This is a genomic window from Bradyrhizobium sp. UNPA324 (assembly GCF_006658635.1).
GTDB lineage: Bacteria > Pseudomonadota > Alphaproteobacteria > Rhizobiales > Xanthobacteraceae > Bradyrhizobium > Bradyrhizobium nanningense.
Genome location: NZ_LFJD01000004.1, coordinates 2,279,768 through 2,306,297 on the forward strand (window position 1 = coordinate 2,279,768; position 26,530 = coordinate 2,306,297).

18 protein-coding genes and 1 pseudogene are annotated in these 26,530 nt (G+C 64.7%); 6 read left to right on the forward strand and 13 right to left on the reverse strand.

The features are described 5' to 3' along the window. Positions 1-25: 25 nt before the first annotated feature. Positions 26-1,198, forward strand: a complete 1,173-nt coding sequence (locus UNPA324_RS11120) for an MFS transporter (protein ID WP_141934694.1) — start codon at positions 26-28, stop codon at positions 1,196-1,198. Positions 1,199-1,603: 405 nt separating this feature from the next. Next, positions 1,604-3,865 (forward strand): cation:proton antiporter domain-containing protein, encoded by a 2,262-nt coding sequence (locus UNPA324_RS11125; protein WP_128920111.1) that lies wholly within the window; start codon positions 1,604-1,606, stop codon positions 3,863-3,865. 171 nt (positions 3,866-4,036) lie between these two features. Here the strand turns inward: UNPA324_RS11125 and UNPA324_RS11130 are convergent, their stop codons facing one another. Together UNPA324_RS11130 and UNPA324_RS11135 are read right to left on the reverse strand one after the other, a co-directional pair. Further along, positions 4,037-7,195, reverse strand: a complete 3,159-nt coding sequence (locus UNPA324_RS11130; RefSeq protein ID WP_141934695.1) for an efflux RND transporter permease subunit — start codon at positions 7,193-7,195, stop codon at positions 4,037-4,039. A gap of 9 nt (positions 7,196-7,204) precedes the next feature. After that, complete coding sequence (locus tag UNPA324_RS11135; protein ID WP_164936344.1) at positions 7,205-8,398, reverse strand: efflux RND transporter periplasmic adaptor subunit; 1,194 nt, start codon at positions 8,396-8,398, stop codon at positions 7,205-7,207. Positions 8,399-8,633: 235 nt separating this feature from the next. Between UNPA324_RS11135 and UNPA324_RS11140 the strand changes: the two are divergent. Beyond that, positions 8,634-9,424, forward strand: a pseudogene (locus UNPA324_RS11140) (transporter substrate-binding domain-containing protein). 111 nt (positions 9,425-9,535) lie between these two features. Here UNPA324_RS11140 and UNPA324_RS11145 read toward each other — a convergent pair. From UNPA324_RS11145 to UNPA324_RS11175, 7 genes are all read right to left on the reverse strand, one after another. Further along, a complete protein-coding gene (locus UNPA324_RS11145) occupies positions 9,536-10,123 on the reverse strand; it encodes a MarR family winged helix-turn-helix transcriptional regulator (protein WP_283810237.1) in 588 nt (195 codons plus the stop codon). Positions 10,124-10,318: 195 nt separating this feature from the next. Then, entirely contained in the window at positions 10,319-11,437 is a 1,119-nt protein-coding gene (locus tag UNPA324_RS11150; protein WP_141938825.1) for an alpha/beta fold hydrolase, read from the reverse strand. Between the two features lie 409 nt (positions 11,438-11,846). Then, on the reverse strand, positions 11,847-12,920 hold the full coding sequence (locus UNPA324_RS11155) for a hypothetical protein (protein WP_141934696.1): 1,074 nt from the start codon (positions 12,918-12,920) through the stop codon (positions 11,847-11,849). A 104-nt stretch (positions 12,921-13,024) separates the two neighbouring features. Further along, positions 13,025-14,350 carry an MFS transporter gene (locus tag UNPA324_RS11160; RefSeq protein WP_141934697.1) on the reverse strand — a complete coding sequence of 442 codons (1,326 nt, stop codon included), beginning with the start codon at positions 14,348-14,350 and terminating at the stop codon, positions 13,025-13,027. Positions 14,351-14,464: 114 nt separating this feature from the next. Then, positions 14,465-15,313 carry a fumarylacetoacetate hydrolase family protein gene (locus UNPA324_RS11165; RefSeq protein WP_141934698.1) on the reverse strand — a complete coding sequence of 283 codons (849 nt, stop codon included), beginning with the start codon at positions 15,311-15,313 and terminating at the stop codon, positions 14,465-14,467. Continuing rightward, positions 15,310-16,917, reverse strand: a complete 1,608-nt coding sequence (locus tag UNPA324_RS11170; RefSeq protein WP_141934699.1) for a bifunctional 3-(3-hydroxy-phenyl)propionate/3-hydroxycinnamic acid hydroxylase — start codon at positions 16,915-16,917, stop codon at positions 15,310-15,312. Before UNPA324_RS11170 ends, UNPA324_RS11165 begins: the two co-directional genes overlap by 4 nt. Continuing rightward, positions 16,914-17,816, reverse strand: coding sequence for a VOC family protein (locus UNPA324_RS11175; protein WP_141934700.1), 903 nt, complete (start codon positions 17,814-17,816; stop codon positions 16,914-16,916). Before UNPA324_RS11175 ends, UNPA324_RS11170 begins: the two co-directional genes overlap by 4 nt. 174 nt (positions 17,817-17,990) lie before the next feature. Here UNPA324_RS11175 and UNPA324_RS11180 point away from each other — a divergent pair, with 174 nt between their 5' ends. Next, complete coding sequence (locus tag UNPA324_RS11180) at positions 17,991-18,716, forward strand: GntR family transcriptional regulator (protein ID WP_128920103.1); 726 nt, start codon at positions 17,991-17,993, stop codon at positions 18,714-18,716. Here the strand turns inward: UNPA324_RS11180 and UNPA324_RS11185 are convergent. Next, positions 18,701-20,191, reverse strand: a complete 1,491-nt coding sequence (locus tag UNPA324_RS11185) for a flavin-containing monooxygenase (protein ID WP_128920102.1) — start codon at positions 20,189-20,191, stop codon at positions 18,701-18,703. The two genes, UNPA324_RS11180 and UNPA324_RS11185, sit on opposite strands and share 16 nt — an antisense overlap. A 104-nt stretch (positions 20,192-20,295) precedes the next feature. Beyond that, positions 20,296-20,745 (reverse strand): cupin domain-containing protein, encoded by a 450-nt coding sequence (locus tag UNPA324_RS11190; protein WP_027560751.1) that lies wholly within the window; start codon positions 20,743-20,745, stop codon positions 20,296-20,298. Between the two features lie 189 nt (positions 20,746-20,934). Here UNPA324_RS11190 and UNPA324_RS11195 point away from each other — a divergent pair, with 189 nt between their 5' ends. After that, on the forward strand, positions 20,935-21,960 hold the full coding sequence (locus UNPA324_RS11195; protein WP_128920100.1) for an AraC family transcriptional regulator: 1,026 nt from the start codon (positions 20,935-20,937) through the stop codon (positions 21,958-21,960). Between the two features lie 10 nt (positions 21,961-21,970). On the opposite strand, the gene UNPA324_RS11200 is transcribed toward UNPA324_RS11195, so the two are convergent. After that, positions 21,971-23,836 carry an ATP-binding protein gene (locus UNPA324_RS11200; RefSeq protein ID WP_141934701.1) on the reverse strand — a complete coding sequence of 622 codons (1,866 nt, stop codon included), beginning with the start codon at positions 23,834-23,836 and terminating at the stop codon, positions 21,971-21,973. 132 nt (positions 23,837-23,968) lie between these two features. Next, the gene (locus UNPA324_RS11205) at positions 23,969-24,601 is read right to left on the reverse strand and encodes a cupin domain-containing protein (protein ID WP_141934702.1); all 633 of its coding nucleotides are present in this window, start codon (positions 24,599-24,601) and stop codon (positions 23,969-23,971) included. A 218-nt stretch (positions 24,602-24,819) separates the two neighbouring features. Between UNPA324_RS11205 and UNPA324_RS11210 the strand changes: the two genes are divergently transcribed. Next, positions 24,820-26,511: a peptide ABC transporter substrate-binding protein gene (locus tag UNPA324_RS11210; RefSeq protein ID WP_128920098.1), complete on the forward strand. Its 1,692-nt coding sequence runs from the start codon at positions 24,820-24,822 to the stop codon at positions 26,509-26,511. Positions 26,512-26,530 lie beyond the last annotated feature (19 nt).

Here is a 26,530-nt window from a genome sequence, read left to right on the forward strand (position 1 = left end):
TTCGCAGCAGGAGAGGATTCGGGAAATGAACAGCCCCAGCCGGGTGATCAGTTTCGTCAACGCAGGCCATTTCATCGACCATTATTCGATGCTGATCTTCGCCGCCGCCGTCATCATCATGGGCCCGGCGCTCGGCATGGCCTATTCGGAACTCTTGCCTTACGCGACGCCCGGCTTCGTGGCCTTCGGCGCCGGCTCGCTGCTGACAGGCTGGCTCGGCGACCGCTGGAGCCGCCGCCATATGATGCTGATCTTCTTCGTCGGCATCGGGGCGTCCATGATCTCAGTCGGCCTCGTGCAGACCCCGGCGCAGCTCGGTGCCGCGCTGCTGGCGATCGGCATTTTTGCCTCGATCTATCATCCCGTCGGCACTGCCATGATCGTGTCCTATGCCGACCGGCTCGGCCGCGAGATGGGCATCAACGGCGTCTGGGGCAATCTCGGCGTGGCTTCCTCGGCGCTGGTCACCGGCGTGCTCGGCCAATATTTCGGCTGGCGCTTTGCCTTCATCGTTCCCGGCGTGGTCACGATCCTGATCGGCATCGCCTTTGCGATGCTGGTCGTGCACGAGGACCGCAAGGGCGCCAAGCAGGCGGCGGCGCAGGCGCGGGTGGCAAAACAGGACATGTGGCGCGTGGTGCTGTCGCTGCTGATCGTCGTGATCGCAATCTCGACGACGTTCAACGCCGTCACCGTGGCGCTGCCAAAGCTGTTTGCGGAGCGGCTGGCGGATTTGACGAAAAGCCCGGCGCTGCTCGGGGTCATCGCCGCCTGCGTCTACGTATTCGGCGCGATGACGCAGTACACGATCGGCCGGCTGCTCGATCGTTATTCGCTGAAGACGGTGGCGCTGCCGCTGTCCTTCATGCTGGCGCCGTTCCTGTATCTGGCCGCCAGCCTGAACAATCTGCCGCTGATCCTGGTCTCGATCGGCATCGTCATGGGCGCGTTCGGCCAAGTCACGGTGAACGACGCCATGGTCGGCAAATACACCAGCGAGGAATGGCGCTCGCGCGCCTATGCCGTGCGCTATTTCATCGGCTTCACCGCAGCCGGTGCCTCGGTCGGCCTGGTCGCCTGGCTCTACGAGCAGGGCGGCTTCGTCACCATGCTGCACGCCTTCGCCGGCCTCTGCCTGCTCGCGATCGCGGCGGCGATCATCCTGCCGCGCGAGATCCGGACGCCGCAGGCGGCGTGAGCTCTCGTGTCCCGGACAAGCGCAGCGAAGCGGAGCGCAGAGCCGGGACCCAGACGCCACGAATTCCCGTGCCGCATGGACCCCGGCTCTGCAGCGCACCGCCTGACCGGACGATGCTTCGCATCGCCGGGGAGACGCTGCGCTGCGTCCGGGGTACGAGCGGGGCGCGGGCCCCAGTTTCTCTCCCCTGTCATTGCGAGGAGCCCTTGCGACGAAGCAATCCAGGCTGCCTCCGCGGATGGACTCTGGATTGTTTCGCTGCGCTCGCAATGACGAGGAAACTGGCGGGCATTGTTATCGACCTTTGTCGTCACCGCCCGCTGCGCGCATATGGAACCCGCTCCACCTCCCGCGGGTTCTATCCCCATGGCCCCGAAGCCGGGGTGAAGGGGGAAAGACACCTGCATGCCATCGCGCCTGCTCCGATCGTTCGGCCTTGTCCCCGCGGCGCTTGTCCTCACCACCATTGCGGCCGGTGCTGAAACGGGCAAATCGGCAGGTCCCTCCGAATTCCTGCTGGTGGCGCAGATCGTGCTGCTGATCGCGGTCGGCCGCGGCCTCGGCGAGATCATGCAGCGGATCGGCCAGCCCTCCGTGATCGGCGAATTGCTCGCCGGCATCATGCTCGGGCCGTCGTTGTTCGGCTGGATCTGGCCGGAGGCGCAGCACGCGATCTTCCCCAAATCGCCCGAGCAGAAGGCGATGATCGACGGCATCGCGCAAGTGGGCATCCTGCTCCTTTTGCTGCTGACCGGCATGGAGACCGATCTCAAGCTGGTTCGGAAGGTCGGCAAGGCCGCGATCGCGATCTCGATCGCCGGCATCCTCGTGCCCTTTGCCTGCGGCTTTGCGCTCGGCGAGTTCCTGCCCGATGCGCTGCTGCCCAATCCACAACAGCGCCTGGTGGCTTCGCTGTTCATGGGCACGGCGCTGTCGATCTCCTCGGTGAAGATCGTCGCCGTGGTCGTGCGCGAGATGAACTTCATGCGCCGCAATGTCGGGCAGATCATCGTCGCGACCGCCGTCATCGACGACACCATCGGCTGGATCATCATCGCCGTCATCTTCAGCCTGGCCTCGCAAGGAGCGCCGGATTTCGCCTCAGTGGCGAAGGCATTGCTGGGGACGCTCGCCTTCCTCGCCGTCAGCTTCACGATCGGCCGCCGCCTGGTGTTTCAGCTCATCCGCTGGGCCAACGACAACCTCGTCAGCGCCGCAGCTGTTATCACGGTGATCCTGCTGCTGATGGGCATGATGGCGATGATCACGCATGCCATCGGCGTTCACACCGTTCTCGGCGCCTTCGTCGCCGGCATCCTGGTCGGGGAATCCCCGATCCTGACGCGGCAGATCGACGAGCGCCTGCGCGGGTTGATCTCCAGCTTCTTCATGCCGGTGTTCTTCGGCCTTGCCGGCCTTGCCGCCGATCTCTCGGTGCTCCGAGATCCCAATCTCCTGATGCTCACCGGCCTCCTGGTCGCGATCGCCAGCGTCGGCAAATTCGGCGGCGCCTTCGTCGGCGGCACTGTTGGCGGTCTCAGCACGCGGGAGTCGCTGGCGCTCGCGAGCGGCATGAACGCGCGCGGCTCGACCGAAGTCATCATCGCGACCATCGGCCTGTCCATCGGCGTGCTGAGCCAGAACCTGTTCACGATGATCGTGACCATGGCGATCGTGACCACGATGGCGATGCCGCCGATGCTGCGCGCGGCGCTGGCGAGGCTCCCGATGAACAAGGAGGAGAAGGATCGGCTGGAGCGGGAGGAATTCGAGAAGCGCGGCTTCCTCGCCAATCTCGAGCGGCCTTTGCTGGCGGTGGACGAAAGCGTCAATGCCACCTTTGCCGCCCACCTCGCGGGCCTGATCGCCGGCATGCGCGGCCTGCCGATCACGGTGCTGCATATCGGTACAAACGCGAAGGAGCAGGAGAAGGGTCGCGACGAGGAGGAGAGCCATGAAGCCGTGGTGAAGAAGGCGGCCGTGTCCGCCAGCAGCGAGGGCGAGGCCGGCAGCGTCGACGTCGTCACCCGGGCGCGGCGTGCGGAACTCGGCGAGACCATCACCGACGAGGCGCGCAAGGGTTTCGATCTGCTGGTCGTCGGTATCGACAAGGTTTCCGCGACCAAGGATCGCTTCGACCGCAAGATCGAGGACATTGCCGCGACGTTTGAGGGGCCGCTCGCGATCGCCGCGGCCAAGGGCAAGCACCTGAAGCAGCCGATGCCCGAGGCCCTCAACATCCTCGTTCCGGTCTCCGGCAGCGGCATCTCCAAGCGCGGCGCCGAGGTCGCGGTCGCGCTGGCGCAGGCCGGATCAGGCTCGCTCCGGGTGATCTATGTCGCGACCACACGCGACAAGGGTGCGCAGCGCGGCGCCTCCCGCGGCCTCAGCCAGGAGGCGGGCATCCTGAAGGACGCTAGCGATCTCGCCGCCCGCTACGAGGTCGACATCACCACGACGCTGCGGGTGAACCGGGCGCCGGAGACCGCGATACTGCGCGAGATCGACACCACCGACGTCGATCTCGTCGTCATGGGCGTCGACCGCATCCAGGCCGATCATCTCTCCTTCGGCGGCGTCGCCGACGCCGTGCTGCGGCAGTCGAAGGTCTCGGTGCTGCTGGTGTCGAGCGGCGAGGCCCGGCAGGCGCCGGCGGAGAAGGCTTAGACGACGGTGCGCTCCCTCTCCCGCTTGCGGGAGAGGGCTGGGGAGAGGGTGTCTCCACATCGGGACACTCCCCCAGAGGAGAGAGCCCTCACCCGGCGCTACGCGCCGACCTCTCCCGCAAGCGGGAGAGGTTACACCGAGAACGCCGCGCCGCTGATCCTACCGACACTCTCAAGGCTTCACCTCCGCCACCGCCTTCACCTTCGGCGCCTTTTTGCTCGCCCGCCAGTTCTCGAAGCGCTGCACCACCACGAAGAAGGCCGGCACGAACAGCACCGCGAGGCAGGTCGAGGCCAGCATGCCCGAGAAGACCGTGATGCCGATCGACTTGCGGGCGCTGGCGCCGGCGCCGGTGGCGAGCACCAGGGGAACCACGCCGAGGATGAAGGCGAACGAGGTCATCAGGATCGGCCGGAAGCGGGCGCGCGCCGCTTCGATCGCGGATTCCAGGATCGGCTTGCCGTCGCGGCCATGCAGCTCGAGCCCGACCTCGACGATCAGGATGGCGTTCTTGGCCGACAGCGCGATCAGCAGGATCAGGCCGATCTGGCAATAGAGGTTGTTGTCGATCTTGAGCCCGGAGAGGATCAGCATCGGCCCGAGCAGCGACAGCGGCACGGCGAGGATCACCGAGATCGGCGCGTACCAGCTCTCATACTGGCCGGCGAGCACGAGATAGACCAGCAGCATGGCGAGGCCGAACACCCAGTAGATCTGGTTACTGACCGCCTTCTCCTGATACGACATCGCGGTCCATTCGTAGCCGGTGCCGGGCGGCAGCGTCTTGTCGGCGATCTCCTCCATCAGCTTCAGCGACTGGCCGGAGGAGTAGCCCTGCGCCGGCAGGCCGATGACGGTCGAGGAGGGATACAGGTTGTAGAGGCTGATCAGCGACGGCCCCGTCGCCGGCGTGATCTTGGCGACGGTGCCGATCGGGATCATGTCGCCGTTGGAGTTGCGCACCTGCATGTTGGCGATGTCGCGCTCGGTGAGGCGGAAGGCCGGATCGGCTTGCGTATAGACCTGGAACACGCGGCCGAATTTGTTGAACTGGTTGACGTAGGACGAGCCGAGATAGGTCGACAGCGCCGAGAATACCTGATCCGTCGTCACATGCAGCGTCTGGGTCTTGATCCGGTCGATCTCGACGTTGAATTGCGGCACCGAGGAACGGAACGATGACTGCACGCGCTGTAGCGCGCTCTGGCTCTGGCCGTTCGAGACCATCGCGCCGGTGATGGCCTGCAGCTTGGCGAAATCGCTGTTGCCGTCGCGCAGCTCGACCTGCATCGAAAAGCCCGCGGCGTTGCCGATGCCCTGTATCGGCGGCGGCGGCAGCACGATGGTGCGGGCCTCCATGATGGTCGCGAGCTTGTCGTTGAGGCCATAGACCAGCGAGCGCAGATCCTCGCCGGGCCCTTTACGCGCCTCCCAATCCTTCAGGATGATGTAGGCGACCCCGGCATTGGCAAGGCTGGCGCTGTTGTCGAGCGCGGAAATGCCGGCAATGGTGATGACCTGCTGGACGCCGGGCGTCTCCTTGATGATCTCGCTGGCCCTGTCGAGCACCTTCTGGGTCCGCTCCAGCGCGGCGCCGTCCGGCAGCTGGATCGCGGCGATCAGATAACCCTGGTCCTCGATCGGCAGGAAGCCGGTTGGCACGCGCGACAGGCCGTAGCCGCTGGCTCCGATGACCAGCAGCGCGAACGCGACCGAGACGGTGGCGTGCTTGACGAGGAAGGTGATCAGCCTTGTGTAACCGCGCTCGACGCGGTCATAGACCGCGTTGAAGCCGCGGTAGAAGAAGTTGCGCTGCTCCGGCGGCACCGTCGGCCGCAGCCACAGCGCGCATTGCGTCGGCTTCAACGTCGCCGCGTTGATGGCGGACAGAAGCGCCGTCGCCGCGATCACCAGCGCGAATTGCGAATAGATCCGTCCGGTGAGACCGGCCAGGAACGAAGCCGGCAGGAACACCGAGATCAGCACCAGCGTGATGCCGACGATCGGCGCGAACAGCTGGTCCATCGCCTTGATCGCGGCGTCGTGGCCGTTCATGCCCCGCTCGATGTTGTGCGCGGCGCCTTCCACCACCACGATGGCGTCGTCGACCACGATGCCGATCGCGAGCACGATCGCGAACAGCGTCGACATGTTGATGGTGAAGCCGAGCGCCGCCATTGCGGCGAAGGCACCGATAATGGTGACGGGCACGGTGGTTGCCGGCACCAGCATCGCGCGCCAGTCCTGCAGGAACACGAGGATCACGACCAGCACCAGAAGGCCGGCCTCGATCAGCGTCATGTAGACCTCGTGCACAGAGGCCTCGACGAATTTGGTGGTGTCGAACGGCGTATCGTATTTGATGCCTTCCGGAAACCGCTTGGCAAGCTCGGCCATCTTCTTCTCGACCGCCTGCTCGACCTGGAGCGCGTTGGCGCCGGGCGACTGGAACACGCCGATGCCGACGGCCGGCTGCTTGTTGAGCGAGAAGATCTGGCTGTAGGTCTGGGCGCCCAGCTCGACCCAGCCGACGTCGCGCACGCGCGTGACGTCGCCGCTGCTGCCTGATTTGACGATGATGTTCTCGAACTGGCTGGTGTCGTCGAGACGTCCGTTGACGTTGAGCGTGTACTGGAACGCTTGGCCCGCCGGCGTCGGCGGCGCGCCGACCTGGCCGGCGGAGACCTGCTGGCTCTGCTGCTGGATCGCTTGGATGACGTCCTGCGGCACCAGACCGCGCACCTGCAGCTTGTTCGGATCGAGCCAGACCCGCATCGAATACTGACCGGCGCCGAACACGGTGACGTTGCCGACGCCGGGCAGGCGGGAGAGCTCGTCGCGGATGTTGATGGTGGCGTAGTTGCTCAAATAGAGGCTGTCGTATCGCGAATCCGGCGAGGTCAGCGTCACGAACAACAGGATCGAGGTCGACCGCTTCTGCACGGTGACGCCCTGGTTCTGCACGGCCTGCGGCAATTGCGACAGCGCGCTGGAGACGCGGTTCTGCACCAGCACCTGTGCGAAGTTGAGGTCGGTGCCGATCTTGAAGGTCACGGTGAGCGTATAGGTGCCGTCGGAGCCGCTGTAGGACTGCATGTAGAGCATGTCCTCGACGCCGTTGACCTGCTGCTCGATCGGCAGCGCCACCGTATCGATCACGGTCTTGGCGCTGGCGCCGGGATAGCGCGTGGTGACCTGGACGGTCGGCGGCACCACGTCGGGATATTGCGCGATGGCGAGATTGAACAGCGCGACGCCGCCGATCAGGATCATCAGCAGCGCGATGACGTTCGAGAGGACGGGCCGCTCGATGAAGAACTTTGAGATCATGGCTGGCCCTTACTTGCTCGCGGCCTGCGGCTGCTCGATCTTCGTCACCTGCGGATCGATCTTCTGGCCCGGGATCACCCGCAGCAGACCCGCGATGACGACGCGGTCGTCCGGCTTCAGGCCGCTTTCGATGACGCGCAGCCCGTTGTCGACCGGGCCGATCTGCACCTTGCGCTGCTCGACGACGTTGTCGCCGTTGACCACCAGCAGATAGCGGCCGCCCTGGTCGCTGCCCAGCGCAGTGTCGGGGACGAGCAGGGCCGCGTTCTCCTGGTCGAAGGGCACGCGAACGCGGACGAAATAGCCGGGCAGCAGCATCCGCTTGTCGTTGGGCACGAGGCCGCGCACCGCCAGCGTGCCGGTCGATTGATTGAGCGTCGGCGAGACGTAGTCGAGCTTGCCCTCGTGCGGATAGCCGGTCTCGGTCTGCAGTCCCACCTGAATCGGGAATTGCTTCATATCGGCGGGCGTCAGTCCACGGCGGGCGGCTTCGGCACGGATGCGCAGCACGTCCTGCTCGTTGACGGTGAAGTTCACATAGATCGGGTCCATCGCGACGATGGAGGCAAGCTGGGTCGGCGAGGAGACGCCGACGAGCTCGCCGACCGAGACCAAATGGGCGCTGACGATGCCGTCGAACGGCGCCGTCACTTTGGTGTAGCCGTAATTGACCTCGGCGAGCTTGGTATTGGCCTGCGCCTGCTGCAGATTGGCCTGGGCGTTGTCGCGCGCCGAGGTGGAGTTATCGAGCGTGGCTTGCGAGACCGCCTGGCGCTGCACCAGCTCGGCCTGCCGCTTGTAATCGGCTTCCGACTGCCGGACCGAGGCCTGCGCGCCGGCCTCGGCCGCCTGCGCCTGTTCGAGCTTGAGCTTGTAGGTCTCCGGCTCGATCGTGAACAGCTGGGTGCCCTGCTTGACGAAGCTGCCGTCCTGATAGTCGATCGATTGCAGAAAACCCTGCACCCGCGCCACCAGATCGACGCTCTTGATCGGCGCGGTGTTGCCGGTGGCCTCGATGTAGCGGGTCACCGGACGCTGCACGGGCGTTGCCACATCCACCTTGGGCGGCGGCGGTGCCACGAACGTGTTCTTGTCCTCGCAGCCGGCGAGGACGGCCACGGAGGCCGCAGCGGAAAGGACCCGCCCGATATGCCTCCACGCTCCGTTGCGTCGTGCGGGAGAGGCGGGATTCGCTGCGGTCATTCGGTAGCCCCCGATTGCTGTCTGTCGGTGCGGCAGGCTAGCAACAAATGACTGGCCGCGGAACACCATAGCCATGGCAGTCACCGGCCTTGCACTGCAAAGAGCGATGTGGCCTTTGACAAGTTTATCACCACAAACTGCTTTTCACCGAGGGCATGATCGACCAGAATTGTGTCAAAGGTCGCGCCGGCCAAACAGAGCGGCCGGGAAGAAGAAAAGGTGAGGAGACCATGACATGCCAACGCCATTTCGGTCGGCCCTCGCCGGCCTCGTTCTCGCAGCGATTGTTGCCATGCCCGCGCTAGCAGACGGCTTGAAGGACGAGATCGCACCGACCGGCAAGCTGCGGGTCGCGATCGCCATCAGCCCCGCAGGCGGCGCGTTCTGGTCGACCAAGACCGAAGCCGGCTATGCCGGCGTCCCGTCGATCTCGGCAAAGCGATGGCCGCCGAGCTCGGCGTCCCCGTCGATTATGTCGTGCACCAGAATTCCGGACAGATCACCGATGCCTCCGCAAAGGGCACCTGGGATGTGACCTGGCTCCCCAAAGATCCCGAGCGCGAGACCAAGATGCTGTTCGGCCCGATCTACGAGGTCGCGGATGCCACCTATATCGTCAAGCCTGGGTCGAGCATCACCAATTTCGCCACGCTGGACCAACCCGGCGTCAAAGTTGCGGCCGTCAACGCCACCACCACCATGCGCGGCGCGATCGCGCATCTGAGGCATGCGAAGGTCACCGGCTATCAGACCTATGACGAGATCTTCGGCCTCTTGAACAGCGGCGAGATCGACGCCTTCGCGCTGTCGCGCGATCAGCTCAACAAGATGGCGCAGAAGATCCCGGGTACAAGGGTGCTGGACGAGACGTTCAAGAAGACGGTGACTGCGGTCGCCGTGCCGCTCGGCCACAACGAGGCGCTGACCTTCGTCACCAAATTCATGACGGAGGCCACGGTCAACGGCACGCTGCGCAAGGCCTATGACGATAATGGTTTGAAGGATTCGCCGATTCGGACGGAATAGCGGCAGCGGCAGATTAGATGCTTGATCTTGGTCGCGTCTGATGTCCGCTTGTGCCGGAACGGCGGCACAAAAGCGGACATCGTTGAAGGTCGCCGAAGGGCAAGAAGCGCCTCAACGTTTATGGTCTTCTCGACGTTCAAAATTAACGCATAGAAGGTCGAGCTCTCCTCTAGTGATACTTGCCCGAAAAAATCGGCAGGTAAATTCGGCCTGCATCTTGCGCGGAAGTTCGCGAGCCGTTTCTGCCAAAAAAATGCATTCCTTGCATGTGTCTGCATGATGGGAGTGCTGAGTGGTGTCCAAGCCGTCCAAGACCTGACGGAGTATGTCTCGAAACTTGTTTGCACCAAGCTCAAGTGCGTAAATTGCATTCACAAGCGGCTTAATTGGATCGCTTGCGAGGATCATCTCGCCTTGCGGCGTCACAGCTAGAGTTACTGACCGTTTGTCTGTCGGAGAACGCCTGCGCTCCAAGTAGCCCCTTCCTTCCAAGTCCTTGATCATCTGGGACGCGGTGGCTCGAGTAAGGCCGACGAATTGAGCTAGTGCTGAGGGGGTCCGTGAGAACCGATTGGCGCGAGCCAGAAACCGCAAGGCCATCCAGTCTCGATCATGCAATCCCTGTCGGGTACCATCAAAATGCCAGGCATTTCCCGCTTGCACCAGCAGGTCGACCGCTTCCCGAGCTGCCGCAATCATCCCGCACCTTTGCTTACATGCCACTCTGCATGTTCAGGATGGCAATTGGCAGTGCACGTCTAATTGGGAGAGGTCAACACATACATAGGTTTTGCAACCATGGCTCGCGCGCCAGCAATCGGTTACAACCGGTTGGCTATAAATCGTCTGGGCTCCGCTGCCAGAAGCCGACATCGCCACTCGTCAGCACCCACCCTAATTCGCCGGCTTGGCGCGGTCGCTTCCTTGCATCAGGAAGCCCCTCACCTCGCGGTTGAGAAAATCCACGTCCGCAGGATTGAAGCCGCCCGCGGAGGCGTGGCCCGTGACGGTGCCTGGACTGATGGTCTCCATCCTCACATGAGCGATGTTCTTGCCCGCCGCGATCGGTTCGAATTCCGGATTGAGCAGGTCCTTGGTGCCGGTCAGGATGAGCGTCTTCGCCTTGATTGCGGCAAGCGCCTTCGCGGTGTCGCCGTTGAAGCCGGGCGAGGTGCCGACATCGTGGCGTTCGTAGGCCCAGGTCTGGTAGATCCAGTCATTGGCGTCGAATGCCTTCATCGCCGCGTCTTCCTGCTCCTTCATCCACGGCAGGACATCCATGCCGTTCTTGAACTGGGCCTGATACATATCCGGCGTGCGCGCCGCGAGCAGGTTGAGGATGTCGCGCCAGAGACGAATGCCTTTCTCGGGCGGCGCATCGTAATTGCCGCCGTTCCATGCGGCATCGTTCATGATGGCCTTGCGCGAGGCTTCGAGCACGGCCACGCTCCAGGCCGGAGTTTTCGCTAGGGGGACCATTGCCACCAGCGCATCCATGTCGTCGGGATGGCTGACACCCCATTGCAGCACCTGCATGCCGCCCATCGAAGGTCCGATCACGGCGACGAGATGCGAGATGCCGAATTTCTCCTTTACCAGGCGGTATTGCGACTCGACCATGTCGCGGATCGTGAATTTCGGAAACTGCATGCGCGGCTGCGCCTTCGAATTGCTCGGCGAGGTCGTCAGGCCGTTGCCGATCGCGTCGGTGCAGATGATGAAATACTTCTCGGGGTCGAGCGCCTTGCCGGGGCCGATCATGAAGTCGACCCGGTGGTGATTTCCCGAGATCGCCGTCACCATCAGGACGGCGTTGGATTTGTCGGCGTTCAGCGTGCCGTGGGTGACATAGGAGATCGAGAAGTCCTTGATCACCTCGCCGCTCTCCAGTTTGAGGTCTCCCTCGCTGAAGAGCCGATGCGGCGGCTGCTGCGGCGTGTGGGCCGCTGCCGATCCGGTCAGCAGGAGACCCAAGACGGCAACGCGAATGAGGCCGGCGCCGGACACGATCATATAACCCCCCATTTGTTGTTTGCCTTGCTTGGCGCCAGCTAAAAGCAAGCAGACGATTTTCGCAATGATCCGACGCAGCGAAATTTATCTGTGGGGCTACGGGAATAAACGAGATTGCTGGAATGATCGTCTCCCGCGAATGCGCACGCACTGCAATAAGGCAGGGCGATCGCATGTGACTTCGAGCGACAGTTGAGCGCATGCCTCGTCCTTCGAGACGACCGCTTCGCGGTCTCCTCAGGATGAGGCTAAGCGGCATCGATCCTCGCCAAGAAAAATGGCGCAACGCTCTTGGTCTCATCCTGAGGGCCCGCCGACGGCGGGCGTCTCGAAGGACGGCCGCAGGCGAAATCGCTGCCACATGCTATTCCCCTGCGCAATAAGGGGAGAACACGCCTGGCACGCGACCCTACCGCGGCTTGATCTCCGCGTATTTCGCCATCGCTTTCTCGAACTTCCGGTTGAACAGCCACATCGCCCCTAGGATCTCGCGGAAGCTTGCGGAGGTGCGCGCCCGGTCGGCCTGTCCGAACGCGAAGATGCTGTTGTTGCGCAAGTGCTTCATGATCGTGGGGCTGGAGACCCTGTAGTTCAGCAGATCGCCGGATTTGAGCGCGGCGCGCGTCGGGGTCGGCACGATCTGGATCAGCTCGAACAGCTTCATCTGGTCGATCGGGTCGGGCAGTGTCTTCACGATGGCGGGGATCTCGCGGAACACGTCCGCATGTGCGTTCATCAGGGCGTCGCGCACGTTGGTCCAGTGGTTGAAGCGGTGATCGGTGCCGCGGGCTCGCGCCTCTTCCTTGTCGTCGCGCGCGCTCAGGGACGGATCGATCGCGGCGACCTCGTTCTTGATGGTCTCCCATTTCCTGTGACCGTTGCGGTCCTCGGAGGGGCCGGTCTGGAAGCTGCCCATATAGGTGTTCGAGCGACCGTTGCGGACGTTCTGCTTGCCGTTGGTTTCTGCGAAGAACAGCCCGAGGCTGATGCGTCCCGCAGCGGCCGCACGCTCAGGAGCAAGCCCCTTGGCGCGCGCGATCACCGTGGCGAGATCGACGACATCCCTAAACGGCGTCGCCGAGTTCTGCGCGTCGGCCGGCGGCGCCTCCATGACGTCGAACAAGTTCGAATATTCGTCGATCAGCGGTTCGATGTCGGCGTCGAAATAGGCTGGCGGAATCTCGAACTTGTTGGGCCTGCCGATCCGCGACGGCATGGCGTCGGTAAGATCCTTGTAAGTACTGATCACGGCGACACGCGCAAGATAAAGCGCCTGTCCCGGCAGGTTTGGCAGCGGCTGCTTGGCCTCGATCTGGCGCCGCCGCTCGGCCAGGACCGACTTGAAGTCGGCGAGCGCGCGGTCATAGGCGGCAAGCGCCTCCGATTGACGGGGCGTGAGCGCGCGCTGTTGGCCGGCGGCGGGCGCCGTCATCAGCAGGGCGACCGCCGTCAATGTCGCGGCGACAAGGTATCTTGGTCCCATGCGGTTCCCCGGGCGCCTGACGAATCGTGGCCACGATCGTAAGCATCAGACGCGGAGGCTGGCGAGACGCAATCTCTCGCAATCCCAGCGAGCGTCCTCCTCACCTATAGCGCGCGTTTCGAACTTTCCGGGGCGAGCAGGATGCCGATGAAGGCGCAGGCCGCGATCGCCTCGAAATAGAGGATCACAGGTGTGAAGCTGCCGCTTGAGCCCATCAGGGCGGTGCCGACGAGGGGCGCGATGCCGCCGCCCAGGATGATGCCGAGTTGCTTGCCGAGGGAGGAACCGCTGACCCGGACCTCCGTCGGAAATTGCTCTGCGGTGAAGGCTGCTTCCGGCGCGAACATCAGGGCGTGGATGATGCCGATCGAGACGACGAGGCCCAGGATGAGCAGCGTCGGATCTTTGCTGGCGACGAGCTGGAAGTAGATCGGGTACCAGGCCGCGGCCAGCAGGATGCCGAGCGCGATGAACGGGCGGCGGCCGAAGCGGTCCGAATAGGCCGCGATCAGCGGCACCAGGCACATTTCCAGCACGTTGGCGACCATGGTGCCGAAGGTGACGTTGGACTGCGCCATGCCCAGCGTCCTGACGGCATAGCCGAGCACAAAGACCGTGCTCATGTACTGGAACGTGCTGTGGGCCATGTTGGCGAGGCATCCGAACAGCACCGACTTCTTCCACGACCGCGCCACGTCGAGCAGCGGTGCCTTCGGCCGCGCGGCCGAGGCCTGGACCGCCCTGAACATGGTCGATTCATCGACCTGGAGGCGGATATAGCTGCCGAGCATCACCAGCACGAGGCTCAGCACGAAGGGCACGCGCCAGACCCATTGCGCGAAATCCTGCGGGCTCGAGACGAAGCCGAGCAGTGCGATGAAGCCGGATGCCAGGATCACGCCGATTGGACCGGACGCGTTGACAAAGGAAGCGAAGAAGCCGCGCCGTGCCGACGGCGCATTCTCCAGCGTCAGCGACACCGCGTTCATGTATTCGCCGCCGAAGGCAAAGCCCTGCACAAAGCGTAAGGCGACCAGCGCGATCGGCGCCAGCAGCCCGATCGAATCATAGCTCGGCAGGCAGCCGATCAGAAAGCTCGCGACGCCCATCAGCACGAAGGTAATCGTCAGCATCGCCTTGCGGCCGAGCTGGTCGCCGTAGTGGCCGAACACCATGCCGCCGAGCGGCCGGGCGACGAAGCCGACTGCAAACGTGGCGTAGACCGCCAGCATGCTCGCGGTCGAATCCATCTTCGGGAAGAAGAAGCGATCGAACACGATGGGAGCGGTGAAAGCGTAGATGAAGAAATCATAGTGCTCGATCACCGACCCGAGCGAGGATGCGACCACGAGCTTGCGGAACGCGGGCGTGATGGGCGCGGCTTCGGCGCGGTCGGTCGGGCCGGCGATGACCTCGGCGGTGTTGCTCATGTGTTTCCCCTCGTTGGCTTTTTGCTTGTGTCGTTTCAAGTCAGGCGCCTCGGCCCGACGGCGAACAAGGCAAGCTTCGCCGCCGCCGAGATGCAAAGACGTCGAGCGGACAGCTCACGGCGCCTCGTCGACGACGGGATTGCGCAGGATGGCGAGCTTCTCGACCTCGACCTCGACGATGTCGCCGGGCTTCATCCAGAGCGGCGGGGTGCGCCTGGCGCCGACGCCGCCGGGCGTGCCGCTGACGATGACGTCACCTGGCTCGAGCCGGGTGAATGTCGAGCAATATTCGATCTGCCGCGGGATATCGAAGATCATGAGCTTGATCTGGGCTTCCTGCACGATCTGCCCGTTGAGGCGGGTGGTGAGCTTGAGCTCGCCGAGCCCGCCGAGCTCGTCGGGCGTCATCATCCAGGGGCCGAACGCGCCGGTATCGGGAAAATTCTTGCCCGGTGTGAACTGGTGGGTGTGGCGCTGGAAATCGCGGATGCTGCCATCGTTGTAGCAGGAATAGCCGGCAACATGGCCCATCGCCTCGCTGCGGGAGATGTAACGCCCGCCCTTGCCGATGATGACCGCGAGCTCGCCCTCGAAGTCGAGATGAGTCGAGACGCGCGGCCGGATGATGGGCTTCAGATGCCCGGTCTGACTGTTGGAATAGCGCGAGAAGATGGTGGGGTGCTCGACCTCGGCGCGGCCGGTTTCCTTGCGGTGCGTTTCGTAGTTCAGGCCGACGCAGATGATCTTGTCGGGGTTCGGGACGACCGGCAGCCAGGTGAGTCCGGCGAGCGGTGTGGCGGTTGCCTTGGACTTGGCGTCCGCAACGCCTGCGAGGTTACCCGCGATGGCGGCCCGGAGATCGGCGTAGCGCGAGGCGAGCACGGCGCCGACATCAAGGAAATTGTCGCCCTCGACGAGGCCCCAGGTCGTGCGTCCCTCGATCGCAACGGTTGCGAGTTTCATGCTGTCTTCTCCATTTTCAGATCGGGATTGGAATGGGTGTGCAGGCGCGACATGACCTCACGCAAGAGACTGTCGAGCTCGGATGCGCTATGCGCGGAGCCGAACACGTAATGATCGGGCCGCACGATCACGGCGGCGGCCGCGTGGCGGTCGAACCAGCCGGCCAGCACACCGTCGATTTCTTCGAGCATGCCGGCTGCACCGGCGCCGGCCGGCGTGATCGTCGTTGCGGCCAGCTCGGGATGCGCCGCGCAGAGTGCCGTGAGCGAGGCCGCATCGCTGCGGCGGCCGTCGATGAACACGCGCAAGGCGGGCCCGGTGATCTTGTCGAGCAGGCAGGGCGCGCCGTCGCGCAAGATCCGTGGTTGCGGAAACAGACTGCCGCGCGCAGCGCCATCCTGCTCAGCCAGCAAGCCCGTGCGCAGCGGCGGGATGATTTCCTGCCGGGTGATCTCGAGCGGCTTGCCGCCGCCGTCCCTGAGGATCTGCGCGTCGCGGCGTCGCGCGGCGGCCGTATCGCGCTCGCAGATCGACTGGCCGATCGCCTTGATCTTGCCGGTCAGCTCGATCACGTGTTGCTTGCGTTCGGCCGTGTAACTGTCGAGCAGCGTCTCGGGCGAAGTGTCCTTGAGCACGCGGTCGAGCTTCCAGGCGAGGTTGGTCGCATCGCGCAGGCCCTGGCACATACCCTGTCCGATGAACGGCGGCTGCTGGTGTGCGGCGTCGCCGGCGATGATGATGCGGCCGTTGCGCCAGTTTGCGGCGACCAGCGCGTGGAAGCGGTAGGAGGCCGCGCGCCACAATTTTCCATCTTCCGGCGCGAGCCAGGGAGCGAGCAGCTTCCACACGTTCTCCGGGCGCTCCATCTGCTTGGCGTCTTCGCCCGGCAGCAGCATGATCTCCCAGCGGCGATGGTTCTTCGGGCCGATCAGGAAGCTCACGGGCCGCGCCGGGTTGCAGAACTGCGCGGAGTTCTGCGGCAGCTTGGCGAGCGCGTCCTCGTTCACCCGCACGTCGACCACGAGCCAGGGCTCGTCGAAGATCAGGTCGTCGAGCGCGATGCCTGCGATCTGCCGCGCGGTACTCGAGGCTCCGTCGCAGCCGATCACGTAACGCGCCGTCACGGTCCGCAATTGCTCGCCCGCGTCCCTCAGCGTCGCCTCGACGTGGTCGGGCCGCTGCACGAGACCGACCAACTCGACGCCGAGCTCGGCCTTCACGCAGGAGAAGCTCAAGGCGTGACGGCGCAGCTCGGCCTCGACCGGCGGCTGGCTGAACACCATGCTCGGCGTGTAGCCGAGCGGGTAGGGCTTCGTCACCATGTGGACGCGCCGGATCAATTGGCCGTCAACGCCAAAATGCTCGGACGCGGTGAAGGGCTCGACATGAGGCGCGATCGCATCGGCCAGCCCCATATTGTCGAAGTGGCGAAAGATCTCGTGATCGAGCGCGATCGCGCGCGGCCTGTCGTAGATGTCGGTGAGCCGGTCGATGACGAGCGTGCGATGGCCGAGACGGCCGAGCAGGCCGGCGGCGACGGCGCCGGTCGGCCCGAAGCCGACGACAAGCACATCATGCTCCGTGGCAGCCGTGGACGTCGTCATGCGCGGCGACCTGCGTCGAACAGCACGGCGAGTTGCGCCGACTTGCACGCTTCGCTCTTGGGCGGCGCAATGCCCCATTGGTCTGTGCGTCCCGGTGGCCAGACCCATTCCGCCGGGCTCTTTGGACGATAGCTGTCGTCAACCTGGAGGACTTCGGCCGTGTACTCGACGACGATTCCGGTCGGGTCGACGAAATAGGCGAACACGTTGTCGCCGGGCCCGTGACGGCCGACGCCCCAGCCGATCGGAAAGCCGTGATCGATCATACGGCCGGAGCCGCGCATGACCGATTCCAGATCGGGCATCAAAAACGCGACGTGGTTGAGACCGTTGATCGGCGCTTCCGCGAGCACGACCGCATGGTGATCGCTGTTGCAACACAGGAATGCCATCAGCTTGGAGCGGTCGGTCAGGCGAAAGCCCAGCACCTCCTGGTAGAACGTCGAGAGTCTTTCGATGTCTGCGCTGTTGATGTTGACGTGGGCGAGCCGCTCGGGGCGGTCAGCCAAAATGCGCGCCGTCTTGGTGCGATCGCCGTGGACGAACTCCATGCAGGAGCCCTGCGGCTCGCGGATCACGAAGTGCGCACCGCCCGATGGCGCGTGTGATGACCCCGGCGGCGTGATGATCTCGCAGTCCGCCTCGCTTGCGCGCGCGAACAGGCGGTCGAGATCGTCGCGCGAGCGGACGCGAAAGGTGATCTTCCGGAGCGCAGTCCGCTCGCCTTGCGTGAGCTCGAGGACGTGGAAGTCCGTTCCCGTCGCAGCGAGATACATCGTCCCCTCGGCTTCGGCAGCGACATCGAGGCCCCAGACCTTCGCATAGAAGTCGGCCGAGGCGCCGAGGCGGGGCGTCGCGATCTCGACGCTGCGCAACGCGACCACCGGAAAATCGGACATCGGGCTTCCTCGCTAAAGGCACGGGGCGCATCCGAATAGCCGCGGATCGCCCCAGAGCCGGTTGTTGTGGGCGAAGAATTAATATATACAAATCGGCCAGTAAAGATGTAATTTATAAATTCTTGGCCGCTCGCAGGCTGATGTACAAAAAACGCGATGAATCAGTGGGACGCCATGAGCTCAGACCTGTCGAGCCCGAAGACCGACGCGCCGGCGACGCTGGCGACGAGCATCTATGCCCGCCTCAAGGCCGACATCCTGACCACGCGCCTTGCCCCCGGACGCAAGCTGCAGTCGCGCTTCCTGATGGAGCACTACAATGTCGGACAGACTCCGCTTCGCGAGGCTCTCAACCGTCTGACCACGGAAGAGTTCGTGGTCGGCATGGAGCAGCGCGGCTTCTACGTGAAGCCGGTCAGCAAGGATGAGCTTCGGGAATTGACCAAGACGCGCTGCTGGGTCGAAGGGCTGGCCTTGCGGGAATCCATGCAGAACGCGACGCAAGCGTGGGAGGAGGCGCTTCTGGTGACGCATCACCGCCTCGACCGCACGCCGCGCTCGCTCGATCCGGACAAGTTCGCAGACAACCCCGACTGGGAGAGAGCTCACCGCGCCTTCCACGCCACGCTGATTGGCCTGTGCGGCTCGCGCCCGCTGCTCGGCTTTTGCGAGCAGCTCGCCGACCGGCTCTACCGCTACCGCATGATGTCGATTGCCAAGGCCTATCCGGTCCGCAAGATCGGGACCGAGCACGCAGAGATCCTTCAGGCCGTGCTCGACCGGAGAACGGATGAAGCCGTGGCGCTGCTCCAGAAGCATTATCAGCGCACGGCGGATGTGATCGATTCGGACCTGGAGACGGTACTGCCGGAGTCCGACAGGCCTCACGCCGCGCGATAGTCCGGCGCGGTCGCCAGGAATTTCGCATAGGCATCCGCATCCGGCGGCTGGAAGCGCCCGGCCAGCCCGCCGCGCTTCTGCTGCGTCGCGCCGATGTCGGCCATCAGCTCGTCGAAGTGGCGGTAGTGATAGGGCGCGACGCACAGACCGCCATAGACGCCGGCGGCCGGCCGCTCGACGCGCTTGAAGTGCAGCATCATCTCGATGTTGTCGCGCATCTGCTGCGCCGTCGGCTGGTTCGCGAGCTGGCCGTCGGCATAGCGCACCAGCCAGTTGGCGGCGAGGTCGGCGCAGAGCACGGTGCAGAACGACGAGTTGAAGCCGACGAAGCCGAGCTCAGGCAGGTCGGGATTGGCGATCAGGCGGTAGAGCCGGTACTGCCCGTCCGCATCGACCAGCTTCTGCCGGTAGGCTTCGGGCAGGAACGGCACGCCGAGCTTGTAGCCGATCGCGAGCACCGCGACATCGGCGCCCACGCGCTCGCCGCCGCTCATCACGATGCTGTCGCCGTCGTAATGGTCGAAGGTGCCGAACACCGCCTTGATGCGGCCGTCGGCGACCATGGGATAGAAGCCCGGCGTCGCGATCGGCACCGAGCAGTTGACGCCGTCCTCGATCCGCTCTTTCGGCACCATGTTGCAGCGGCCGAGCTTGAGCTGCGCCTTGAGCAGGCTTTCCAGCCCGCGCCAGTTCGCCCACACCAGCGGCGCGGCGATGCGGTGCGCGAGCCGCCCCATCGCGCTGATGCCCCAGCCCGGAAACATCTCCTCCTGGGCGCGGATGTAGAGGATGCGCTTGAAGTTCACGAGGCCGCCGATGAAATAGGGGATGCGCCAGACCGGCTCGCGCATCACGATGGTGACCTCGCGCGCGCCCGATTTCACCGCGTTGACTGCGACGTCGGTTGCGGACTTCGAGCCACCGAGCACGACGACGCGGCGTCCCTTCGCCAGCGAGGGATCGCCGTATTTCGACGAATGCAGGATCTGGCCGCCCTGCGCGAGGAAGCCGTCCTCGCCCGGGCAATGCAGCTCGCGCGGCTCGTTGAACTGGCCGGTGCAAACCGCGACGAAATCGAAATCCTCGTGCGTGCTCACGCCGTCCTTGCTCTTCAGTGTGAGCGTCCAGCCCGGCTTGCCGTCGGCGCGCCGCGCCATGCCGGCAACCTCGGTGTCGAGGCGCAACATGCGGTCGAGGCCGAAGCTCTTGGCATAATCGGCGAGATAGGCGTGAACCTGCGGCCCGGTCGGCCATTCCGGATAGGCCTCCGGCATGGCGCGGTCGGTGTAGCGGTAGAGCTCCTTCGGGCTTTGCGTCTGCACCTCGGGGTAGGAGCGCGCCGGCTCCCAGACGCCGCCGAGACCGCTACTGCGCTCGACGATGGTGACGCGGTGGCCGCGGCCGGAGAAGGTCTTGGCGGCGGCAAGGCCGGAGACGCCGGCGCCAATCACGCAGACATGCTTGGGAGTGATCATGGGTTTGCTCGCAATGTGGTTTTCCGCGCGCAAGCGGCCACGTTCAGCCGCAAGGCGCGGCCGGCGGGCCTGCAAGCAGATGAATTGGACGGGGAGGCGGCCGCCTAATCGTTGGCCTCGGGCGGCAGGAAATCGACCTCGTGCAGCGCCGAGATGCGCACGACTTCGGCAGGGTCGGTCAGATTGTGCAGCTGATTGAACAGCGCCTCCAGTTTCTGCATCGGCGAGACCCAGAACAGCGCGCGGCACGGCTTGTCGGATTTGTTGAAATAGCCATGCGGGATGCCACGCGGCATGCGCACGAGATCGCCGGCATGGGCCTTGACCCATTTGCCGTCGAGCTTGAGGTCGAGCGTGCCCTCCTGCACCAGGATGAACTCGTCCTGGGTCGGATGGATGTGCACCGGCACGAACTGGCCGGGATCGCTGTTGGTCTCGAACGCGAAGGTGGAGTCGGTGACGGCCTTGGGGAAATAAACCTGGCCCAGAATGTTCCAGCTCTTGCCGCCGTAGCCTGTGCCGTTAGCGGTAATGCCTTTTTCGAGTGCAGTCATGGCGCGCTCCCAATGAATTCCGGCGGGGATGGAGCTTCGGTCAACAATGGGGCGCCTGTCTATCCGCTAAACGAATCCACGGAGCGCCTGTTGCCGTGCAGCATGATGATTTCGGGGAGGCCGCCCTTTTCGCGTTCGGAAAACTATTATAGGCTTAAAATAATTCCGCGACGCGAAGCGTGGTCGACGATGTCCGCAGCCGTGCTGGAAATGACCGCAAGGGCGTCCGCAGCCGAACGGCTTGCGGATTTCGCCCGCGTCACCACCGACGACGTCGACGAAGCGGCTGAAGAGATCGGCCGCATCTTCTGTCCGCACGATCTGAAGCCGGCGCAGGCGCGCGCGGCCGGCTTTTCGGCCCGGCACAATTGCGCGGCCTTTGACGGCTTTTCCATCAACTACGTCGCCTATGGCGGATCGGTCTGCATCGATCCCGGCTGCCTCGAGCGCTTCTTCCTGGTGCAGATCCCGCTCGCGGGCACAGCCCACATCCGCGCCGGCGTCGCCGAGCTCGATGCGGCGCCGGAGCGGACGGCGTCGCTGCTGTCCCCAACAATTCCGACGCAAATGATGTGGCGCGACTGCGCGCAGGCGATCCTGCTGCTCGACCGCCGCATGGTCGAGCAGCGCGCCGCGGCGCTGTCGGGCAGGGCGGCGGACACGGTCGAGTTCGATCCCGTGATCGACCTGGAGGCGCCGGCCGGGCAAGCTTTGCGGCGCAGCCTCGCCGAGTTGACGATGCTCGCCGAGCGTCTTGGTTCTTCCGGCAGGCTGTCAGCGGTCGCGATGGCCGATTGGCGCGAGCTGCTGCTCGATCAACTCCTCAATGGCCAGCAACATGGCCTGTCGGATGCGATTCAAACATTCTCCGGCCGGGCCGAACGGCTGCCGCGTGCGCTCCGTGCCGCGCGCGATCATCTTGCGGACAATGCCGGCGAGCCGCTCGACCTCGCGCGGCTCGCCTGCGCCTCCGGCATCGGCATCCGCGCGCTCCAGCTCGGCTTCCGCCGTCATTTCGGCCTGTCGATCTCGCAGATGCTGCTCGACATGCGCCTCGCCGGTCTCAACGCCCGGCTCGCGCAAGGATCGCCCGATTCTTCCATCACCGACATCGCCTTCGATCTCGGCTTCACCCATCTCGGCCGCATGGCCGGCGCCTACCGCGAAAAATTCGGCGAGACGCCATCGGCCACGCTGCGGCGGCGGATGAGCTGAGGCGGAAGACCTACTTCCGCGGCCGCGTCGTGGTGTCTTCCGCCGCCTGCTTGCGCAGAAAAGCTTCGACGTCGGCCTGCACCGAGTAGGGCGTCGGGATCGCATCGCCGGCGGAGTCGACCGCGGTGTCGAGGCAGCGGCGCAGCATGCGGGCGAGCTCAGCCTTGCGATAGGGCTTTCTCAAGAGCGGCGCGCCCATCGTGGCGCGGCCCTGCGCGTGCAGCGAATCGTAGGCGTAGCCGGAGGTGAACAGGACCCGCAAAGAGGGCCGCGCCGCCACCATCTGTTCGGCGAGCTCCCGTCCGTTCATGCCGCCGGCCATCACGATGTCGGTGAAGAGCAGGTCGAACGGCGTGCCTTCGGCCGCAATCGCGAGGGCCTCGGTCGCATTGGCAGCCGGGATGACCTTGTAACCGAGGCTTTCGAGCTGGACCGCGACGTAGTGGCGGACGTCGCGGTCGTCCTCGACGCAGAGCACGGTCTCCTTGCCGCCGACGATCTTGCGATCGTCATAGCCGGTCGGGCGCAACGCGCTGGCCTCCGCCTTCGGTAGGTACATGGTGAAGGTCGTGCCGCGGCCCTCTTCGGAGGCGACTTTGATGCCGCCCCCGGACTGCTTGACGAAGCCGAACACCATGCTGAGCCCGAGCCCCGTGCCCTTGCCGACCTCTTTGGTGGAGAAGAACGGATCGAAGATGCGCTCCAGGATGGCTTGTGGAATGCCCGTGCCGGTGTCGGCAATCTCGATCTCGACATAGTCGCCGGCATAGCCGGCGCCGACCGCCACGGCCTCGCGCACGCCGAACACGACGTTGCGCGTCGTCAGGGTCAGTCTGCCGCCGTCCAGCATGGCGTCGCGCGCGTTGATCGCCAGGTTGAGCAGCGCCGAGCTCAACTGGCCGCGGTCGGCGAAGGCGAGCCAGACGTTGCGGTCGAGCCGGGTGACGATCTCGACCTTCTTGTCGAAGGTTGCCAGCAGCAGCTTTGCCAGCTCTTCAAGCAGCTCGTTGACGTCGATCTCGACCGGCTGCAGCGCCTGCTTGCGTGCAAAGGACAACAGGCTCGACGTCAACGCCGCGCCGCGATCGGCGGCCTCGCTGATCAGCTTGGTGATGGTCGCAAGCGGCGGATTGTCCTTGACGGCTTCGGCGAGGATCTCGATCGTGCCTGTGATCACCGTGAGCATGTTGTTGAATTCGTGCGCGATGCCGCCGGTGAGCTGTCCGACCGCCTCCATCTTCTGGGACTGGACCAGTTGTTCCTCGGCGGCGCGCTTCTGGGTGATGTCCCGGACGAAGGTGTTGACGACGGTGCGTCCGCCGAGCCGCAAGACCGTGCTGGAGGCCTCGGCCAGGATCCGCTCGCCGTTCCTGTGGACCAGGGTGAGCTCGAAGCGAAGGCCGGACGGCGTGTCCGACAATTCCGGCACCAGCCGCGCCATGCGCTGCCTGAAGGCGGCGCGCAGCGGCTCGGCGACGATGAGGCCGACGACGTCGGCACCGAGCGCCTCCTGGCGCGTCCATCCGGTCAGGGCCTCGGCCTGAAAACTCCACTCCAGCACGACACCGCTGTCGTCGATCTGAATGAAGGCATCGAGCGCGGTCTTGATGACGGCTTGCGCCATCTGTGCGCTGTCGCTGCGCGCCCGCGCCAGCTCGGCCGATTGCGCGACCGCGCGTTTCTCTTCCGACCTCTCGATCGCGCGCGCGCAGAGGCGCACGAGCAGCACAGCTACCGCGGCACTTGCCAGCACGGCGACCAGCTGGGCAATGCCGAATTCACGGGTGCCGGTCGCGGCATAGGAAGCGAACAGGGCTACGGCCGTCACGATGACCTGTGCGGCCATCGCGAGTGTCAGAAGCCCTCTGAGTTTCATGGTCTCACACCAAAGACGCCAGCCGCGGACCGCATCGGCCGCCCGGTCCTGGGAGGGCCGCTTCATGTGAGCTACAGACTCGGCGTGGCGGCGTCGAGGGGCAATTTGCAGTGGTACAGGGCGGCGGACGCCTCAACCTGCCGGCGAATCGGTTTGGCGCAGCGTCGTCACCCAGATCACGCGCGCCGCCTGCTGGGTGGGATTGTCGAACATGTGCGGCACGGTACTCGGAAAGCGGAAGCTGTCGCCGGCTTCCAGCACATGGGCCTGGTTGTCGAGCCAGAGCCGCAGGCTGCCGGACAGGATGTAGCCGGCCTTCTCGCCGGTGTGCTGCAGGAAGTCGGTGCCGGAGGAGGCGCCGGGATTGAGCGTGAGCTCGTAGAGCTCGAGCTGGCCCTTGCCTTCGGGGGTGAGCGCTTCCTTGACCACGCCGCTGGCGGTGAGGCGCAGCAGCCGGCGACTGTTCTTGCGCACGATGTAGCGCGGCACGTCGGCGGGATCGCTGGCCTCGAAGAAATAGGAGATGGGAACGTCGAGCGCGATGCTGAGCAGGCGCAGCGTGCGGATCGACGGCATGGCACGCGCGCGTTCGAGCTGGCTGATCATGCCGGTGGAGAGGCCCGTCTGGTTGGCGACGTCCTGGATCGAGAAGCCGGCGCGCTGACGCAGCAGCCGCACGGTTTCGCCGAGGCGCTGGTCGACCGCATCGTCCGCCTCGTTTCCCGGGACGTCCTTCGGACTGTTGGTGTCGCCGCGACCATCCATGTCGCTCTCCCATGCATCATCATGAGCCCCGGCCGTGTCGGTCCGAGGCTTCAGTCGGAGTGAAAAGGTTGCGCATACTAGCAATGCGATTGACAGGTGTATTTAGTCATGATGAAATTTTTACTGAAAAATTTAGAAGCACTAAAGCCCACTCCTGTCCCTTTGCCGGGGTCTCGGGGCGCGGGAGACGGTGCCGCGTGCGGGAACGGAGACTGGTCATGGCAGACAGCACCGGCAGGTTCGGCGTTGGCGGACTCCACTTCGGCATTCCAAACCGCCGACAATTCTTCCAGCTCGGTGCGGGCGCCGCGGCGGGTTTGACGCTGCCGGGCCACGCCTTTGCCCAGAGTGAACGTCCCTCCAATCCGCCGGACAAGCCGCGCGGTCAGGTGATCGCGGCGCTGTCGCAGGAGCCGACCGTGTTTCATCCCTTGATGCCCGGCATCGAGGTCGATCAGGGCGTCTGGTGGCAGGTGTTCTCGCTGCTCTGGTACATCGACCCCGCCGGCAATTTCGTTCCCGACCTCGCGCGCGAAGTCCCGACCATCGAGAATGGCGGCCTGTCGGCCGACGGCCTGACCTGGAAGATCAAGCTGCGCAGCGACGTGAAGTGGCACGACGGCACGCCGTTCACGGCAGACGACGTCAAGTTCTCGCTCGAGCTGATCAACGATTCCAATTTCCGCGCGCGCAGCCGCGTCGGCCACAGCCTCGTCAAGGACATCAAGGTCGTCGCGGCGGACGAGATCCATTGGCGCATGGAAGCGCCTTACTCGCCCTATATGTCGATCCTGGGCTCGCTCACCTTCATCGTGCCCAAGCACATCCTGGAGAAGGTGTCAGATCCGAACGCCTCGCCGTTCCACAATGCGCCGGTTGGTACCGGGCCGTTCCGCTGGGGTGAGCGCGTACCCGGCGATCACATCCTGCTCAACGCCCACACCGGCTATCACGGCAAGGGACCGTACGTCGAACGCGTAGTGTTCAAGTACATCCCCGACCTCACCGTGCTCTACACCCAGTTCCGCACCGGCCAGGTCGACTACACCGGCCTGCAAGGCATCTTGCCGAACTTCGTGCAGGAGGCGAAGACGCTGAAGGGCCGCAAGATCGTCGTCTCCTCGACGTCATCCGTGGAGCATATCGCGCCTAATCTGGAGTTCGGTCCCTTCGCCGATCGCGCGGTGCGCGAGGCGCTCTACCTCGCCATCAACAAGCAGGCGATCATCGACGCGCTCTATTACGGCCTGCCGACGCAGACCGAGAGCTTCGTGCCGCAGCAGGCCTGGTCGTTCCAGCAGGAGCTGTCGCAACACAAATACGATCCCGCCAAGGCCAACGCGCTGCTCGATGCCGCAGGATGGGTGCGCGGCGCCGGCGGCGTGCGCGAGAAGGGCGGCGTCAAGCTCGAATTCACCAATTCGACGACATCGGGCAATGCAGCGCGCGAGCAGACTCAGCAGCTCCTGATCCAGGACTGGCGCGCGATCGGCGCTGCGATGCGCGTCAACAACATGCCGGCGGCCGTGATCTGGGGCGACTTCTGGCAGCAATCCAAGTTCAATTCGGTGATCGTCGGCGTGAACTTCATGCTGGGCAGCGACCCCGACGTGACGCCGCGCTTCGGCTCCGGCGCCATTCCCGCCAAGGGCGGCCGCGGCTACAACACTTATCAATATCAGAGCGCGGAGGCCGACCGGCTGCTGGCCCAAGGCGCCAAGCAATTCGACCTGGCGCAGCGCAAGGCGACCTATGGCGAGCTGCAAAAGCTGATCCGCAACGACCTCGCCATCCTGCCGCTGTTCCAGGGCTTCATCGCCGAGGGCGTGAAAGAGGGGCTGCAAGGCTTCCGCCCCAACATCAACACCTCGATCAATTGCTGGAACATCCGCGAATGGTACTGGGCCTGACGGATCAGGTGCGCAGGGC

Excerpts from the sequence above, each read along its gene's own strand:
- UNPA324_RS11120 (WP_141934694.1), top strand. The coding sequence starts at position 26 with ATGAACAGCCCCAGCCGGGTGATCAGTTTCGTCAACGCAGGCCATTTC.
- UNPA324_RS11125 (WP_128920111.1), top strand. The coding sequence starts at position 1,604 with ATGCCATCGCGCCTGCTCCGATCGTTCGGCCTTGTCCCCGCGGCGCTT.
- UNPA324_RS11130 (WP_141934695.1), bottom strand. The coding sequence starts at position 7,195 with ATGATCTCAAAGTTCTTCATCGAGCGGCCCGTCCTCTCGAACGTCATC.
- UNPA324_RS11135 (WP_164936344.1), bottom strand. The coding sequence starts at position 8,398 with ATGACCGCAGCGAATCCCGCCTCTCCCGCACGACGCAACGGAGCGTGG.
- UNPA324_RS11145 (WP_283810237.1), bottom strand. The coding sequence starts at position 10,123 with ATGATTGCGGCAGCTCGGGAAGCGGTCGACCTGCTGGTGCAAGCGGGA.
- UNPA324_RS11150 (WP_141938825.1), bottom strand. The coding sequence starts at position 11,437 with ATGATCGTGTCCGGCGCCGGCCTCATTCGCGTTGCCGTCTTGGGTCTC.
- UNPA324_RS11155 (WP_141934696.1), bottom strand. The coding sequence starts at position 12,920 with ATGGGACCAAGATACCTTGTCGCCGCGACATTGACGGCGGTCGCCCTG.
- UNPA324_RS11160 (WP_141934697.1), bottom strand. The coding sequence starts at position 14,350 with ATGAGCAACACCGCCGAGGTCATCGCCGGCCCGACCGACCGCGCCGAA.
- UNPA324_RS11165 (WP_141934698.1), bottom strand. The coding sequence starts at position 15,313 with ATGAAACTCGCAACCGTTGCGATCGAGGGACGCACGACCTGGGGCCTC.
- UNPA324_RS11170 (WP_141934699.1), bottom strand. The coding sequence starts at position 16,917 with ATGACGACGTCCACGGCTGCCACGGAGCATGATGTGCTTGTCGTCGGC.
- UNPA324_RS11175 (WP_141934700.1), bottom strand. The coding sequence starts at position 17,816 with ATGTCCGATTTTCCGGTGGTCGCGTTGCGCAGCGTCGAGATCGCGACG.
- UNPA324_RS11180 (WP_128920103.1), top strand. The coding sequence starts at position 17,991 with ATGAGCTCAGACCTGTCGAGCCCGAAGACCGACGCGCCGGCGACGCTG.
- UNPA324_RS11185 (WP_128920102.1), bottom strand. The coding sequence starts at position 20,191 with ATGATCACTCCCAAGCATGTCTGCGTGATTGGCGCCGGCGTCTCCGGC.
- UNPA324_RS11190 (WP_027560751.1), bottom strand. The coding sequence starts at position 20,745 with ATGACTGCACTCGAAAAAGGCATTACCGCTAACGGCACAGGCTACGGC.
- UNPA324_RS11195 (WP_128920100.1), top strand. The coding sequence starts at position 20,935 with ATGTCCGCAGCCGTGCTGGAAATGACCGCAAGGGCGTCCGCAGCCGAA.
- UNPA324_RS11200 (WP_141934701.1), bottom strand. The coding sequence starts at position 23,836 with ATGAAACTCAGAGGGCTTCTGACACTCGCGATGGCCGCACAGGTCATC.
- UNPA324_RS11205 (WP_141934702.1), bottom strand. The coding sequence starts at position 24,601 with ATGGATGGTCGCGGCGACACCAACAGTCCGAAGGACGTCCCGGGAAAC.
- UNPA324_RS11210 (WP_128920098.1), top strand. The coding sequence starts at position 24,820 with ATGGCAGACAGCACCGGCAGGTTCGGCGTTGGCGGACTCCACTTCGGC.